The organism is Salinispora pacifica CNR114 (assembly GCF_000514775.1).
Taxonomy (GTDB): Bacteria; Actinomycetota; Actinomycetes; order Mycobacteriales; family Micromonosporaceae; genus Micromonospora; species Micromonospora pacifica.
Genome location: NZ_KI911467.1, coordinates 70,844 through 85,990, shown reverse-complemented (window position 1 = coordinate 85,990; position 15,147 = coordinate 70,844). Strand labels below are relative to the sequence as shown.

Here is a 15,147-nt window from a genome sequence, read left to right as displayed (position 1 = left end):
GCCCCGGTACCCGCTCTGTCCACGCGGCCGCAGGGGCGCCGCCTGGATCGACGGATACCTGTCGCGGCCCACCGGTGGGGTGGGAGAAACCAACAGGTCTTTCGCCGTTGGACACACTGTGCGACTGTCAGGTGACGGACCAGCGGTGACAGGGCGGTGACCATGGGCGAGAACGTTGACGTGCGGACCTTCGACCGTGCGGATCGAGCCCGATATCGCGAAAAGCTCCGTCGCTGCCTCCACGCCTTCGCCGACCTGCTACCAGACTCCCGGTTCGATGTGGATCGGCCGACGACCGGTTTGGAGATCGAGCTCAATCTGATCGACGACATGTCCCGGCCCGCGATGCGCAACACCGCGGTGCTGGCCGCGGTCGCCGACCCAGACTTTCAGACCGAGCTGGGTCAGTTCAACCTGGAGATCAACGTAGCTCCACTGCGGCTCGCCGGTACCGGGGCGTTGGAGTTCGAGAAGACGCTGCGTGAGCGCCTGAACGCCGCCGATGCCCGGGCGCGCACCGTCGGCGCCCGTCTCGTCATGATCGGCATCCTGCCGACGCTACGGTCGGAACACCTCACCTCTGCGGCGCTCTCCGCGAATCCCCGCTTCGAACTACTCAACGAGCAAATCTTCGCCGCTCGGGGCGAAGATCTGCCAATCGTCATCAACGGCGTGGAGCGACTGACGACCACCGCGGACACCATCACTCCAGAGGCGGCCTGCACCAGCGCTCAGTTCCACCTCCAGGTCAGCCCCGCCCAGTTCGGCGACTACTGGAACGCGGCGCAGGCGATCGCCGGCGTCCAGGTGGCCCTGGGTGCCAACGCACCGCTGTTCTTCGGCCGGGAGCTGTGGCGGGAGACGCGGATCCCGCTGTTCGAGCAGGCGACCGACACTCGCGCGGAGGAGATCAAGGCACAGGGTGTCCGTCCCCGAGTATGGTTCGGGGAACGCTGGATCAGCACCGTCTTCGACCTCTTCGACGAAAACGTCCGCTACTTCCCCGCGCTGCTGCCGGTCTGCGACCCGGAGGATCCGGTCGAGGCGATCGCGGCTGGCGCCGTGCCGCAACTGGGCGAGCTACGCCTGCACAACGGCACCATCTACCGGTGGAACCGGCCGAGGTATGACGTCCTGGCGGGCCGGCCGCGGCTGCGGCTGGAGAACCGCGTGCTACCGGCCGGACCCACCGTGGTGGACACCATCGCCAACGGGGCATTCTTCTTCGGCCTCGTCCGCGCGCTGGCCGAGAGCGATCGGCCGCTGTGGTCGCAGATGTCATTCAACGCCGCCGAGGAGAACTTCACCACCTGCGCCCGACACGGCATCGACGCGCAGGTCTTCTGGCCGGGCCTCGGCTACCTACCCGTCACCGAGTTGGTGCTCCGCCGGTTACTGCCGCTGGCCCACCACGGGCTGGACCGCTGGGGAATGGACCCAGTCGAGCGGGATCGGCTGCTCGGTATCATCGAGCAGCGCTGTCTCACCAGCCGCAACGGGGCGAGCTGGCAGGTGGCCACCCTGAACCGGCTGGAGTCCGCCGACCGCCTGAGCCGGCCCGAGGCGCTGCGCGAGGTGCTCCGCCACTACGTGGACCTGATGCACAGCAACCGACCGGCCCACGAGTGGCCCATTCCCTGACCCATCCCGGTCGAATTCGGATCACCGGCCAGCGACTCTCGGAGAGGTGCTGCGTAACACGGCAATGAGGACCGCCGCGACAGTGGTGTGCATCAGCGCCAGGGTGATCCGGGAGCCGGTGGGGATGCCGGTGCCGAGCAGCGGGCCGCCGTAGGAGATGACCAGTACGCTCAGGGCGATCGCCGTCCAGGCCGTACGGGCGGCTCGGGTGAGTCGCTCCAGTACCGCCCGGAGGGCCCAGCCCACCAGCGACGCGCACAGGGACGTGAGGACGACGGCGCCGAGTGAGACCGCCTCCACGACGGTGGGCGCAGCGAGGAGGCACTGAGCACATGGCGAGAACAATCAGGGTCAGCACCCGAAACGCGACCTTTCAGCAGTGGCAGGCCCTGCTGACCAATCGCACCAAACGCCAGCGTGCGGGGGAATTCGTGGTCCAGGGAGTCCGGCCCATCACCCTCGCCGTCGAGCACGGTTGGCAGGTCCGTGCCCTGCTGTATCCCGCCGGGCAGAGCCTCTCCCGATGGAGTCGAGACCTGCTGGACCGGGTCGGCGGGGCCAGCCCGGTCGCGGTGTCGCCGGAGCTGCTGGGTGAGCTCGGGGGCAAGGACGAGGAGCCACCAGAGTTACTCGCGGTGGTCGGGCTCCCCGAGGACCGACTGCAGCGCATACCGCACTCGGCCAACATGCTGGTGATGGCCTTCGACCGACCGACCGCTCCCGGCAACATTGGTTCGCTGGTTCGGTCCGCGGATGCGTTCGGAGCCGCTGGCGTGGTCATCACCGGGCATGCGGCCGACCCCTACGATCCCAAGTCCGTGCGCGCGAGTACCGGGTCGTTGTTCACCGTGCCGGTGGTGCGCGTGCCGAGCCATCGTGCGGTGCTGGACTGGGCCGACTCGCTGCGCGCTGCCCGCATCCCCATCGAGATCGTCGGCACCGACGAAAACGGTGCGGTGGAGATCGCCGCGCACGACCTCACCGGCCCAAAGCTCATCGCGGTGGGGAACGAGACGCGCGGACTCAGCACGGCATGGCGGCAGTCCTGCGACCGTACGCTTCAGATCCCGATCACCGGCGCCGCCAGTTCCCTGAACGCCGCCGCCGCGGCGACCGTCGTGTTGTACGAGGCCGCACGGCAACGATCAGCGTCGGCCGCCGGCGGGATGGCTCAACCACGCCCGTAGCGGCGGGCGACAAGATACGCGACCAGCAGCACTCGTGCTGCCACAAGGACGCGATCGCGCGCTCCGCGCCCCGCCCCGCCAGCGGATGTCACCGCTGCGGGGCGGGGTGGTACAGCAGGCCCGGCAAGCCGAGGGGCGACGGGACTCCGCCACCGCGTCGACTCAGGCGCGTACCTGCGTGAGCCAGTCGGTGACGGAACGTGGAGCGAGACCAAGCAGCCGCTGGGCGCTGTTCTCCTCGGCGATGGTGTTCCCGGCCTGGGCGTTCAACAGCTCGTACAGGCCCACCACGCCGGCGCTGGCACCGGCACCGAAGAGCGGGGTGATGAGATCGCCGAACGCGGCCGGTGTGATGGCCTCGTAGCGCACGTCCGTCCCCAGGTAGGTGGAGAATCCCGCGGCCAGGTCCGCCCCCGTCAGCCCAGGTCGATGCCCGACCGCGACCGTACCGGTGGTAACGGTCGCGTCGGTCAGGAGCCGGGTGACGATGTCCGCGACGTCCAGGTGGGAACTCCACGACACGGCGTAGTTCTCCGGAAGCGGATAGCGCAGGACCCCCTCCGCACGTACGGGCCCCATGACGACGGGCAGTAGCAGATTTTCCAGGTAAAGGCGCGGAGCAACGACGGCCGTCGGGACGCCACTCGCCTCGATGTCCCGGATGAGCTGGACGACCGGCGTCTCCGGCGCCGCTTGGAGCGGCGTCCCCGGCTGGTCAACGATCTGACCGCTGGTGGAGATGACCAGTCGGGGAGGTCGGGCCGTGGCGACCGCCGCGGCGACCGCTTTGGCGTAGGTTCCCAGATCGGTCGGCGCCCCCAACGGAAGGTGGACGAACACACCGTCCGCACCGGTGTAGGTCGCCGCCAACGAGTCGGCGTCCGCCAGGTCGACCGTGGCCGAGGCGAATCCGTCCGGCACCGTGGTGACGTCCCGCACCGCCGCGACTGCGCGCCGGCCCGCCGCTTGGAGAGCGGACAGAACAGGAAAACCCTGGGCGCCAGTAGCGCCATGCACGATATAAGACATCCCGAAATTAACGCATATGTCTGTACAGTCACGCCAGTTCGGGCAGGGTGTCCGCCGAGCTGCGGCCAGCTCACGGGTGTCCGGCAGTCCCGACATCCGCCGACAGCCGGCAGTCACTGACACCAACCACGGGTCAACGACTGCCGGCTGGGTAGGTTAGCGAGAGTCCACTCCGCTCAGCGCTGCTCGAGGTTGACGTAGTCGCGCTGGGCGGCACCGGTGTAGATCTGCCGCGGACGGCCGATCTTCGTCTCCGGGTCCTTGATCATCTCACGCCACTGGGCGATCCAGCCGGGGAGCCGCCCCAGCGCGAACAGCACCGTGAACATCTTCGTCGGGAAGCCCATGGCCTTGTAGATCAGGCCGGTGTAGAAGTCCACGTTCGGGTAGAGCCGGCGGGAGACGAAGAAGTCGTCGGCGAGCGCGATCTCCTCCAGCTCCATCGCGAGGTCCAGCATCGGGTCCGAGATGGACATCCGACCGAGCACGTCCTGGGCGGCCTTCTTCACGATGGCGGCCCGAGGGTCGTAGTTCTTGTAGACCCGGTGGCCGAAGCCCATCAGCTTCGCACCGGCCTGCCGGTCCTTGACCCGCCGCACGAAGGAGCGGACATCGCCACCGTCAGCGCGGATCGTCTCCAGCATCTCCAACACGGCCTGGTTCGCACCGCCGTGCAGCGGACCGAAGAGGGCGTTCACCCCGGCCGAGACGGAGGCGAAGAGGTTGGCGTTGCTGGAACCCACCAGCCGTACGGTCGAGGTGGAGCAGTTCTGCTCGTGGTCGGCGTGCAGGATGAACAGCATGTCCAGCACCCGAGCCACCACCGGGTCAACCTCGTACGGCTCGGCCGGCACGCCGAAGGTCATCCGGAGGAAGTTCTCCACGTACCCGAGGGAGTTCTCCGGGTAGAGCAGCGGCTGGCCGATCGACTTCTTGTAGGCGTACGAGGCGATGGTCGGCACCTTCGCCATCAGCCGGACCGTCGACATCTCCACATGATCGTCGTCGAACGGGTCAAGGCTGTCCTGGTAGAAGGTGGAGATGGCGCTGACCGCCGAGGAGAGCACCGCCATCGGGTGCGCGTCCCGGGGGAAGCCGTCGAAGAACCGGCGCATCTCCTCGTGCAGCAACGAGTGCCGCCGGATCCGCTCGGTGAACTCGATCAGCTGCTGCTGGGTGGGGAGTTCGCCGTAGATCAGCAGATATGAGACCTCCAGGAAGGAGGACTTCTCCGCCAGCTGCTCGATCGGGTAGCCACGGTAGCGCAGGATCCCCGCGTCGCCGTCGATGTAGGTGATCGCGGACGAGCAGGCGGCGGTGTTCACGAAGCCAGGATCATAGGTCGTCATCCCGGTCTGCTTGAGCAGCTGGCTGACCCCGATGCCGGCGGGACCCTCGATCGCCGTGTTCACCGGCATCGACAGCTGCCCACCGGGGTGATCGAGCTTGACTTCCGTCATGTGCGTCCTCGCTTCGCCGACAGGTCTTCTTCGTTGAATTTCCTTCGCTTTACCGTATTCGTGCTTCCCAGGACACCGCCCGCGGTGGTTCGCCGGTGAGGGATGCGTCACCCATTTCCCGGCCCCCGGCCCAGGAAACGCCGACCGGGTCTCCACCCCAAGCCGAGGAGTCAGCCGAGGCAGGACAGGACAGCACGAAATCACTGGACGACGAATTTTGGCGAAGATCGCCGCAGAACACCGTAAATGGCCTGATGCAGGCCGAGCGGAGCAGGTTGGAGCGGCCAAACGCTGGCGACCGCGGCCAGCAGAACGAGGCCGAGGCCACCGACCAGCGACCAGCGACCAGCGACCAGCGTCAGGAAAGCGCGAGCCGGGTCAGCGTGCCATCGGGGGCGACGAGGAAGAGATCAAGCTGGTTGGTTCCCGGCTGAAAAAACCGATCATCATCGATCAGGGCGGCGAACCGGCGCCCGCCCTCGTCCCGGCCAACCACCGGAACCACGGCGGCGACCCGGTCGTTGACGGCCACCGCCAGTGGGGTGCCATCGGGGACCTCGTCGGGCAGGTCACCCCAGACCAACGCGGGTAGCAGGCCCTGGTCCGGATCCACCTCCCGGAAGGCAGCCAGGTTCTCGACCTGGGCCACCCCCGCCGTCGGCTGTTCCGGCACCGTGCTGCCGATCAGCGGGTGCGGCGCGGCCGGCGGCGCGACGGTGGGTACGCCACCGTCGATCGGGATCGGCTGGGCGGGCCGGTCATAGAAGACCTTACTTGCCTGCGCCCGGGGCGCCTCCCGCGCCGACAAACCGTCGACCGCCCAGGGCAGCCGGATCGCCGCCTCGTCCGCGAGGGTGGGCAACAGATCGACGTGCTGCCAGTCCCGGTCGTCGACCCGGCCGGTGCGTTGCCCGGGATACTTGACAAACAGCGGCACCCACGCCACCTCGTCGGCGGCGACCTCGATCGCGCCCATCCCCCGCCCCGGCGCCCCCTCGGTGAAGCTCACCCCGTGGTCGGCGGTGACCACCAGCAGGGCGTCGTCGTAGAGTCCGGTGGCGCGCAGCGTACGCAGGGTCTCGCCGATCAGCCGGTCGGTGTAGCCGAGTTGGGCCAGGTGGCGCTGACGGGCCAACTCCGCCCAGCCCTCCCCGTCGTTCGGGAAGTCCTCCGGCGCCACGTAGCGCATCCCCGAGGGCAGATACGCCCATGGCGAATGCGGCATCAGCAGGTGCAGGAAGTGCAGGGTGGGCCCGTCAGACGGCCGGAGCCCGGCGAGGAAGCTACTGAACCGGGCCGGTTGGTTGTCACTCAACCGGTCCCAGCGAAACGTCGGATCCTCCGGGATCGGCTCGGCCGCGTCGAGGCCAACCTCAGCGGCGGTCTGCTCCCGGTAGGAGTCCGCCGGGTCAACCCGGCTCTCTGTTGGTGCGGATATCCGCGCCAGCAACTTCGCGCTCTCCCGAGCCAGTACCCCCATCCCCTGCTCCCGACCCAGCGGCGTCTCACAGCGGCTGGGCGGGCAGAGGCGGGCGATGCTCTCCTCGGCGCGGATGTCGTAGAGGCCACCGAAGGCAGTGAACAGGTTGTCCGGATGGTGCGAATAGTGGGGAGCTGCCCCGGTGTCCGGATAGCGGCCGGTCAACATCGCCGGCAACGCGTACGGCGTCCAACCGCTGACCCCGGTCGCGTTCCGGTACCAGGTCGAGCCGGCGGCCAGCTCAGCGAAGTGCGGGAACCGGTCCGCGTCGATCTGCCGGTCCGGGTCAAGCAGGGAGACCAGGGGCAGTTCGTCGAGGACCAGGAGTACCACCGGCGGATGGCCACCAGCGCGGGCCAGCCCGACGGTGCCGCCGTCCCAGCGCGGCAACACCACCGCCGAAGTGGGCGACACGAGCAGGAACAGCGCGACGAAGACCACTGGCCCGAGCGCCGCGACCCGTAGCACGCGGGCCGGGGCACGCCACCGTCGGTAGGCCACCGTCGCCGCCGCCGCGACGACAACCGCCAGCAGCAACAGCGGTACGCCCCGCAATGGTGTCGTGTGCCGTCCAACCTGCACGGCCAGCGCGGTGAGCAGGACACCCACGAGCAGCGTGTGGGTCAGCTCCCGGGTGGTACGGCCGGCGAGCCGCGACATCGCCGCGAGCGCGCCGACCGCGAGGGTCGGTACGATCGCGACCAGCACGACCAGCTGTACGATCTCGCCACGGCCGGCCCGGTGGAAGAGGAAGAAGTCCGGGCTCCGGCCGAGCACATCCAACAACGGCTGAGTAACCGCGAGCCCGAGCAGAGCGGCGAGCTCCAGCAGCCGGAACCCCTCCGCTCTCCAGCCACGCCGCGGCGCGCCGTCCGGGTCCCCCGCTGCGCCGGCTCGTCGATCAGCGGCGCCGTCAACGCCCTCGGGTTGATCCGGTGTGGGCGCGGTGTCCGGGTCACCCACTCAGGACCACCCGGTACAGGGTCCGACTACCCGAGGGCAGACGAAGGCGTTCCTCAAGGTGACCGTGGGCAGCGAGCAGTCGCTCGAACTCGTCCCGGCGGTAGTGGGGGAAGGTGTCCTCCGGCTTGTTGGCCAACAGCCGACGGGCCATCGGATCCTCCGGGTGCACGAACTCCACCACCAGCCGCGTGCCCGGCCGACCGAAACCGGCCAACCACGCGACCACCTCCGGCAACGGGACGTTCCGTCCCACCGCGAGGTGGTGCACCACCGCCAGGGCGAGGACGACATCAGCCCGCGCCCGGTCACCGAAGGAGGCCCGCTCGATCCCCCGCCAGCCGCCGCCGGGTGACGGGTCGGCCAGATCCATCACCAACGGCAGAACCCGCTGCTCCCCCTCGGCCCGCAGCTCCCGGTAGAGCCGGTCAACCACCCCGGGGTCCTGTTCGACGGCGACGACGTACTCGGCGTGACGCGCGGCCAGGCGGGCGTACCGGCCGTCGTTGGTCCCGAGGTCGAGCGCCAGCCGGGTCGGGGGCCCGGCGGTGAGCGAAGCGGCGACGAAGCGCTCCTTGGTGGCCCGGTCCTCGGCGGTGTAGCCGCAGGTGCGCTGGTAGTCAATCCAGTGGCTGGCAGGCGGCGACCGGTCCAGCCGGCGGACGAGGCGGTGCAGACCGCGTACCGTGGCGACGGCGAGGTCCCGGGAGTAGCCGGCGTCGCGCAGCTGGTTGCGGACCTCGGCCGTACTGGATCGGGAGTTGCGTCGCTGCATCGCGTCATGCAGGTGGACGTGGGTAAGCACGCCGGGGCGGAACCGGCGACGGCCGGTGAACAGACGACGAATCTGGTCCGCCTCGATCCCGTCGACCTGGGCCCGCAGCAACGGCTGAAAGTCCAGCCCCAGGTGGGCGCCGAGGAGCAACGGGTACAGCAGGGTCTGGCAGAACTGGCGGTAGCCGGCCCAGGGTTCACCGTCCTGGACCGGGGCGAAGGAGCCGATATCGATGAAGACCGGCTCCACGCCGCGCCACTGCAGGTTGTACGCCGAGCCATCCTTGGTGGTGAAGCCCCCCGGTAGCGCCGCCTGGAGGATGTCCAGGTGCAGCAGGGCGGCGTCCCGCAGCATGCCGTGGGACCACTCGTACGGGTGGGAGACGAATGGGATGCGTTCGTGCCGGAGCACCGCGGACCAGCCCGGCGGCGCCGGGCTGGTCTCCACGGTGTCGCACACCTTGCCCTCGGCAAGTAGCGTCGCGAAGAAGTCGCTGCCGGCGAGGGACCGCCAGTCGGTGGCAGCCCGCTCGTCCAACCCGCGCAGCACGTCGTCGCCGCGGTGAAAGACCCGGTTCGCGGGGTCCCGGAAGGATCCTGGCTCGGCCCGGAGGTCGGGATATGCAGATGTCATGCGGTCAGTGCCGGTCGGTGGGCTGCTTGCGGAACCGGTTGACCAAGCGTCGCCAGTAGAGCTTGCCGGCCACCGCGACACCAGCTACCCCGCCAACCACCGCCTGCACGATCAGGCTGCCCGATCCCGCGTCCAGGTAGGCCAGATGATCCACTGGCTACTCCTTCCGATCTCGCCCCTCGGCCCACCAAACCGGGCGCACCGGGAGGGTGCTTCAATACGCTGAGGATGTATTCGGACACAGTACGCGCATGCAGGGCGCATTGCGGGTCATAACCACGCCAACATTCTGATTTGGTGGCTAATCAGCCCCGTCCGTCAGCGACCCCGCCGGTGATGCATGGAATAGCGAAGCAGCACGAACCGCAACACCGTGGCGGCCAGGTTCGCAGCGACCAGCACCGCCAACTCCACCGTCCGGGTCGGAGCCGCCACCACGGCGTGTAGCAACGCGAGCGAACCACTGGTCAGCGCCAGGCCGAGCCCGAAGACCACCAGGCCCTGCAGGTGGTGCCGACCGGCGCGCCACCGACCGATGATCCCGAAGGTCAGCCGCCGATTCGCCGCTGTGTTGGCTACCGCGGTGACCAGCAGCGACAGCAGGTTTGCCGGCTGGGCACCGAGGACGCCACGGGTGGCGACGTACAGCAGCAGGTAGGCCACCGTGCTGGCCAACCCGACCAGGGCGAACCGGCCCAGCTGTCGCGGCAGCCCCACCGGCACTCGAGCTGGCGGCGGTGCGAGCGGGGCCCGTCCGAACTGGTCACGCAGGTGCCGCAACGGCAGCGCGCCGGTGACCAGGGCCCGGCCCAGCCGGCCAATACCACGCAGGTCGGCCAGCGCGGTCGCCAACACATCCACCCGACTGTCCGGATCATCCACCCAGTCCACCGGAACCTCGTGGATGCGGAGGCCAGCCCGCTGGGCCAGCACCAGCAACTCGGTGTCGAAGAACCACTCGGTGTCTCGCACCAACGGCAGCAGTTGGGCCGCCACGTCAGCCCGGATCGCCTTGAAGCCACACTGGGCATCGGAGAATCGAACGGCGAGGATTCCCCGCAGCAACAGGTTGTAGCCCCGCGAGATCACCTCCCGCTTCGCACCCCGAACCACTCGTGAGGTACGGGCAAGCCGGGTGCCGATAGCCAGGTCCGAGTGGCCGGAGATGAGCGGCGCCACCAGTGGCAACAGCGCCGCCAGATCAGTAGACAGGTCGACATCCATGTACACGAGCACCGGCGCGGGTGAGGCCGACCAGGCGGCCCGAAGTGCCCGCCCACGCCCCTTGGCGTCCAGATGTAGCACCTCGACGCCGGCGAGGTCGACGGCGAGTGACCGGGCGACGTCCAGCGTGCCGTCGACGCTGGCGTTGTCCGCGATCGTGATCCGGAACGGATACGGGACATTCGCGCGTAGGTGTGCGTGCAGCCGCCGCACACACGGCCCAAGGTCGGCCTCCTCGTTGTAGACGGGAATCACCACGTCCAGGATGGGCGCGGTGGCGACCGGCCGGATCCACTCGGTGGCCCGGACCTCGGTTGTATCGATCATGCTTCCGCTACCTCGCTGCTCAGGTCGTAGATCGTGATTCCGTCCACGGTTCGCGCCTCGAACGTCTCCGCCACCCAGGCGGCGATCTCGGAGGAGGCGGAGCTGCCACCGTTGGCGCCCCGGAAGCCACCCCCACCGATGAACCAATGGATCTCTCCAGCAGCGACGTACCGCTGGAATTCGGCGACGGTCGGGGCGGGATCGGTGCCGTTGAAGCCACCCACGGGCAGCACCGGATCGCCGGTGGCCAGCTGGTAGCCGGCAGCGTTGTTCGCACCGACCGTGGCCGCGACCCAGGTGTAGCTGTCGCTGTCGAGTTCAAGGAGCTCGCGTAGTTGCGCACTGGGAACGCGGGCACCCAGTAGCCCGCCGTCACCGCCCGGCTCGCCGAGCTGGTGTGGCCCTCCGGGCCCACCGGACCCGTTCGGCCCATCAGACCCACCAGGCTGACCCGGTTGGCGGTTGTCGAGCGCCATGCCGGGTTGCCGATCCGGCCCCTGCGGCAGCCGCCCGGCCCCAGGTGGCTGGCCCCCACCGGGAGGTTGGCCGGCACCGGCGGCGCCGGGGCCACGCCCTGCGCCGTCAGACCGGGCGCCGACCGCACGAGTCAGCTCCGGTCCCGCGGTGGGAACCCCACCGTTGTGCGCCGTCGCGGCGGCGTGTATCGAGTAGGCCACCGGCCCGGCGAGGGCCGCCGCGGCGCCCAGCGCAAGCCCCGCCACCACAACTGATCGGGGCAGCCGAGGAGAGAGCACCAACAGCGCCGCCGCCACGAGGCCACCCACCAAGACGGTGGTACGCAACCACGGATACCAGTCGGGGCTACGGGCCAGCAGCAGCCAGGACCACCCCGCGGTGACGGCCAGTGCCCCGGCCAGGATGGCGATGGCGGCGTGGGGCTGCCGATGCCAGACCGCGCCGAGCGGAGCGGAGCGGACCCGCCACAGGAGCGTTACCCCGATCCCGACCAGGGCGCCGACCGCCGGTGCCAGGGCCACGGTGTAGTACTCGTGGAAAATCCCGGACATGAAGCTGAAGATCGCCCCGGTGACCAGCAACCAGCCGCCCCAGAGCAGCAGCCCGGCGCGGGTCCGGTCGGTCCGCGGGGCCCGCCCGACCACCAGTAGACCGGTCGCGAGCAGGATCAACGCGGCGGGCAACAGCCAGGCGATCTGCCCGCCAACCTGGTCGTCGAACATGCGCAACAGGCCGGTCCCGGCACCGAAGTCCCCTCCGCCGGGCCGCCCCACGCTGCCCTCCTCGCGGCCGGTGATGCGGCCGAGGCCGTTGTAGCCAAGGGTCAGCTCGAGGACACTGTTGGTCTGCGAGCCACCGACATACGGGCGAGCGCTGGCAGGGACCAGCTCGACTATGGCCACCCACCAACCCGCGGACAGCACGACCGCGAGGCCGGCCCACAGGGTCTGGCGGATCCGCCGGCCGAGCCCGGTCGGCGCTGCCAGCAGGTAGACACCGGCGAGCACCGGTACCACCAAGAACGCCTGCAGCATCTTCGTGAGGAAGCCGAACCCGACCAGCACGCCGGCGAGTACGAGCCATCGGGTGGCGGCCGTCTCGACCGCCCGTACGGTGGCGTAGGCGGCGGCGACCAGCAGCAGCACCAGCAGCGCGTCCGGGTTGTTGAACCGGAACATCAGCGTGGCCACCGGCGTGACAGCGAGGACCGCACCAGCGATCAACCCTGCTGCCGGGCCGTGCCAACGCCGCACCGTGGCGTAGAGCACCGCGACCGCGGCCACCCCGCACAGCGCCTGCGGCAGCAGCACCGCCCAGCTGTTCAGGCCGAACAGCCGCACCGAGAGCGCCATCAGCCACAGCGCGGCGGGCGTCTTGTCAACGGTGATGGAGTTGGCGGCATCGAACGAGCCGTAGAAGAAGGCGGTCCAGTTCTGCGCGCCGGCCTGGGCCGCCGCCGCGTAGTAGGCGTTGGCCCAGCCGGAGACGTCAAGCCCCCACAGGTAAAGCCCGGCGGTGCTGAGCAGTAGCCCGCCGAGGCAGAGGCGGGCCCAGTGGGCCGACCGACGTGGCGTGGAGGTCGGCGCCGCCTCCGGTGCTACCAGCGGTGTTCGGGCGAAGCCCGCCGACGGAGCGGCACGGGACCCGTAGGTCGTCTCGATTCTGTCCATGGCGGGAAGCCTGGCCGGCCGGACTGCACAGCCCCCATGGGTCCGCTATGTCTCCGCTGTGGAATTCGGCAGTCGCACGGTGAACACGGTGCGACCGGGTCGGCTGCGCACCGAGACGGTTCCGTGGTGGGCGTCGACCACCGCGGCGACGATGGCGAGCCCCAGCCCGGTGCTGCCCTGCGACCGTGACCGCGAGCTGTCCCCACGCGCGAAGCGCTCGAAGACCTCCGGTTGAAGCTCCTCCGGGATACCCGGGCCGTCGTCGGCGACCCGAAGCACCGCGGCGTCCGGCTCGACCGCGAGGCTGGTGGTGACCGTGGTGCCAGCGGGGGTGTGCACCCGGGCATTGGCCAGCAGGTTGGCCAACGCCTGGTGCAGCCGGGCCGCGTCACCGGGCACGGCGATCTGCTGCTCCGGCAGGTCCAGTTGCCAGCGGTGCTCGGCCCCGGCGACATGCGCGTCACTGACCGCGTCCACGACCAGCACGGAGAGGTCCACCGACGCGACGGCGAGCGGGCGGCCCGAGTCGAGCCGGGCAAGCAGCAACAGATCCTCCACCAGACCGGTCATCCGGGTGCTCTCGGACTCGACGCGACGCAGGGCGTGCGCCACGTCGGGCGGCACCTGGTCCCGGCCTCGCCGGGCCACCTCCGCGTACCCCCGGATGGCCGCCAACGGGGTGCGCAGTTCGTGACTCGCGTCGGCGACGAACTGACGTACCCGTGTCTCGCTGGCCTGCCGCGCGGCGAGCGCGGCGGCGACGTGCCCGAGCATCCGGTTGAGCGCGGCGCCGACCTGGCCCACCTCGGTGCGGGTGTCGGTGTCGGCCCCCGGCACCCGCACCGGCAGCGTCACCGCACCCCGGTCCAACGGCAATTCGCTGACCTCGGCGGCCGTGGCGGCGACCCGCCGCAGTGGGCGGAGGGTGCGCCGGACCATCAGCGCGCCGGTGGTGCCGGCCACGATGAGCCCGGTGCCAGCGATACCAGCCTGCGCGACGACCATCCACATCACCGTCTCCTGCACCTCGGCGAGGGGGAGGGCGAACGCGGTCACCCGGCCGTCCGGCCATTGCTTGGCTATGGCCCGGTACTCTCCCTGATCCAGATCCACCGTGCGCGGCTCGGCGCCCGGCACCAGGCCACCCAACGCCGCCACCGTCTCGGACGCGATGCTCTTTCCACCGTTCTCCCGGACCTCGGTCTGGATGCGGGCCTCGGCGACCCGGCCATCCTGCAGGTCCGCGATAACCGACCCCACTCCCATTCCGACCGGGATCTTCAGGTCCTGCCACTCGCGCCGCCGCTCGGGAGGGGGAAAGCCCTGTGGTCCGGCATCGGCCTGGAGTTGCCGGTCGATTCGGTCGGTCAGGAAGTCCCGTAACGCGACGGTGGTGATCCCACCAATGCCGACGCTGACCGCGGCCAGCAGGCAGACCAGGATGACCACCAGCCGGGTCCGCAGCGACCGACCGGCAACCCACCGCCGCCAACCCACCCGTTCAGTCGGCGGGCTTGAGCACATAGCCTGCCCCGCGCAGGGTGTGGATCATCGGTGCACGGCCGACGTCGATCTTCTTACGGAGGTACGAGATGTACAGCTCCACCACGTTGGCCTGACCCCCGAAGTCGTAGTTCCAGACCCGGTCCAGGATCTGCGCCTTGCTGAGCACCCGACGCGGGTTACGCATGAGGTAGCGCAGCAGCTCGAACTCGGTGGCGGTCAGATTGATCAACTGCCCACCCCGACTCACCTCGTGGCTGTCCTCGTCAAGGAAGAGGTCACCGACGGTGAGCACCGCCTCCTGTCGGGCGGCGATCGCGAAGCCGGAACGGCGCAGCAGCGCCCGCAGGCGGGCGATCACCTCTTCCAGACTGAACGGCTTGGTCACATAGTCATCACCGCCGACGGTCAACCCGGCGATCCGGTCCTCGACCGCGTCCCGTGCGGTCAGGAAGAGCACCGGCACCGTCGGAGCCACCTCGCGCAGGCGACGCAGCACCGCGAAGCCGTCCAGGTCGGGCAGCATCACGTCGAGCACCACCGCGTCTGGCTGGAACTGGCGGGCCGTGCTCAACGCCGCCATCCCGTTGCCGGCCGTCCGCACCTGCCAGCCCTCGTAGCGCAGCGCCATCGACAGCAGGTCAGCCAGGGCGGATTCGTCGTCAACGACCAGGACCCGCACGGGCTGGCCGTCAGGGCGGCGGAGGTCAACCCGGGCTGGTCCCACCTGCTCGTTGGTCATCATGGCCCTCATCCTGGATGCTCCCGCTGTAGGGCGGTT

11 protein-coding genes and 2 pseudogenes are annotated in these 15,147 nt (G+C 69.6%); 2 read left to right on the top strand and 11 right to left on the bottom strand.

The window, feature by feature from the left end; all coding sequences use genetic code 11:
* Nucleotides 1-162: 162 nt before the first annotated feature.
* The gene (locus B118_RS0125325) at nucleotides 163-1,641 is read left to right on the top strand and encodes a glutamate-cysteine ligase family protein (protein ID WP_028193686.1); all 1,479 of its coding nucleotides are present in this window, start codon (nucleotides 163-165) and stop codon (nucleotides 1,639-1,641) included.
* A 21-nt stretch (nucleotides 1,642-1,662) separates the two neighbouring features.
* Here B118_RS0125325 and B118_RS0125320 read toward each other — a convergent pair whose 3' ends face one another.
* A complete protein-coding gene (locus B118_RS0125320; protein ID WP_018219914.1) occupies nucleotides 1,663-1,941 on the bottom strand; it encodes a DUF6069 family protein in 279 nt (92 codons plus the stop codon).
* Nucleotides 1,942-1,973: 32 nt separating this feature from the next.
* Here B118_RS0125320 and B118_RS0125315 point away from each other — a divergent pair, with 32 nt between their 5' ends.
* Nucleotides 1,974-2,828, top strand: coding sequence for a TrmH family RNA methyltransferase (locus tag B118_RS0125315; protein ID WP_018219915.1), 855 nt, complete (start codon nucleotides 1,974-1,976; stop codon nucleotides 2,826-2,828).
* A gap of 162 nt (nucleotides 2,829-2,990) precedes the next feature.
* On the opposite strand, the gene B118_RS0125310 is transcribed toward B118_RS0125315, so the two are convergent.
* The 10 genes and pseudogenes from B118_RS0125310 to B118_RS0125270 all read right to left on the bottom strand — a co-directional run bounded on the left by B118_RS0125310 (nucleotide 2,991) and on the right by B118_RS0125270 (nucleotide 15,111).
* Nucleotides 2,991-3,857 (bottom strand): NmrA family NAD(P)-binding protein, encoded by an 867-nt coding sequence (locus B118_RS0125310; RefSeq protein WP_028193685.1) that lies wholly within the window; start codon nucleotides 3,855-3,857, stop codon nucleotides 2,991-2,993.
* A 176-nt stretch (nucleotides 3,858-4,033) separates the two neighbouring features.
* A complete protein-coding gene (locus tag B118_RS0125305) occupies nucleotides 4,034-5,317 on the bottom strand; it encodes a citrate synthase (protein ID WP_018219917.1) in 1,284 nt (427 codons plus the stop codon).
* Between the two features lie 358 nt (nucleotides 5,318-5,675).
* Nucleotides 5,676-7,760 carry a sulfatase-like hydrolase/transferase gene (locus B118_RS0125300; RefSeq protein ID WP_018811353.1) on the bottom strand — a complete coding sequence of 695 codons (2,085 nt, stop codon included), beginning with the start codon at nucleotides 7,758-7,760 and terminating at the stop codon, nucleotides 5,676-5,678.
* Nucleotides 7,753-9,165: a class I SAM-dependent methyltransferase gene (locus B118_RS0125295; protein ID WP_018219919.1), complete on the bottom strand. Its 1,413-nt coding sequence runs from the start codon at nucleotides 9,163-9,165 to the stop codon at nucleotides 7,753-7,755. Before B118_RS0125295 ends, B118_RS0125300 begins: the two co-directional genes overlap by 8 nt.
* 4 nt (nucleotides 9,166-9,169) lie before the next feature.
* Nucleotides 9,170-9,319: a hypothetical protein gene (locus B118_RS32590; protein ID WP_018219920.1), complete on the bottom strand. Its 150-nt coding sequence runs from the start codon at nucleotides 9,317-9,319 to the stop codon at nucleotides 9,170-9,172.
* A 164-nt stretch (nucleotides 9,320-9,483) separates the two neighbouring features.
* Nucleotides 9,484-10,716: a bifunctional glycosyltransferase family 2/GtrA family protein gene (locus B118_RS0125285; protein WP_028193684.1), complete on the bottom strand. Its 1,233-nt coding sequence runs from the start codon at nucleotides 10,714-10,716 to the stop codon at nucleotides 9,484-9,486.
* Nucleotides 10,713-11,036: pseudogene (locus B118_RS34075) on the bottom strand (mannosyltransferase YkcB-related protein); the annotation flags it as partial. The gene B118_RS0125285 and the pseudogene B118_RS34075, both read right to left, overlap by 4 nt.
* A 1,086-nt stretch (nucleotides 11,037-12,122) precedes the next feature.
* Nucleotides 12,123-12,863 (bottom strand): annotated as a pseudogene (locus tag B118_RS34030) (glycosyltransferase family 39 protein); the annotation flags it as partial.
* A gap of 45 nt (nucleotides 12,864-12,908) precedes the next feature.
* Nucleotides 12,909-14,387, bottom strand: a complete 1,479-nt coding sequence (locus B118_RS0125275; RefSeq protein ID WP_050563678.1) for a sensor histidine kinase — start codon at nucleotides 14,385-14,387, stop codon at nucleotides 12,909-12,911.
* Nucleotides 14,365-15,111, bottom strand: a complete 747-nt coding sequence (locus tag B118_RS0125270; protein ID WP_026270692.1) for a response regulator transcription factor — start codon at nucleotides 15,109-15,111, stop codon at nucleotides 14,365-14,367. Before B118_RS0125270 ends, B118_RS0125275 begins: the two co-directional genes overlap by 23 nt.
* Nucleotides 15,112-15,147 lie beyond the last annotated feature (36 nt).

Excerpts from the sequence above, each read along its gene's own strand:
- B118_RS0125305 (WP_018219917.1), bottom strand. The coding sequence starts at position 5,317 with ATGACGGAAGTCAAGCTCGATCACCCCGGTGGGCAGCTGTCGATGCCG.
- B118_RS0125295 (WP_018219919.1), bottom strand. The coding sequence starts at position 9,165 with ATGACATCTGCATATCCCGACCTCCGGGCCGAGCCAGGATCCTTCCGG.
- B118_RS0125285 (WP_028193684.1), bottom strand. The coding sequence starts at position 10,716 with ATGATCGATACAACCGAGGTCCGGGCCACCGAGTGGATCCGGCCGGTC.
- B118_RS0125310 (WP_028193685.1), bottom strand. The coding sequence starts at position 3,857 with ATGTCTTATATCGTGCATGGCGCTACTGGCGCCCAGGGTTTTCCTGTT.
- B118_RS0125315 (WP_018219915.1), top strand. The coding sequence starts at position 1,974 with ATGGCGAGAACAATCAGGGTCAGCACCCGAAACGCGACCTTTCAGCAG.
- B118_RS0125270 (WP_026270692.1), bottom strand. The coding sequence starts at position 15,111 with ATGATGACCAACGAGCAGGTGGGACCAGCCCGGGTTGACCTCCGCCGC.
- B118_RS0125275 (WP_050563678.1), bottom strand. The coding sequence starts at position 14,387 with ATGTGCTCAAGCCCGCCGACTGAACGGGTGGGTTGGCGGCGGTGGGTT.
- B118_RS0125325 (WP_028193686.1), top strand. The coding sequence starts at position 163 with ATGGGCGAGAACGTTGACGTGCGGACCTTCGACCGTGCGGATCGAGCC.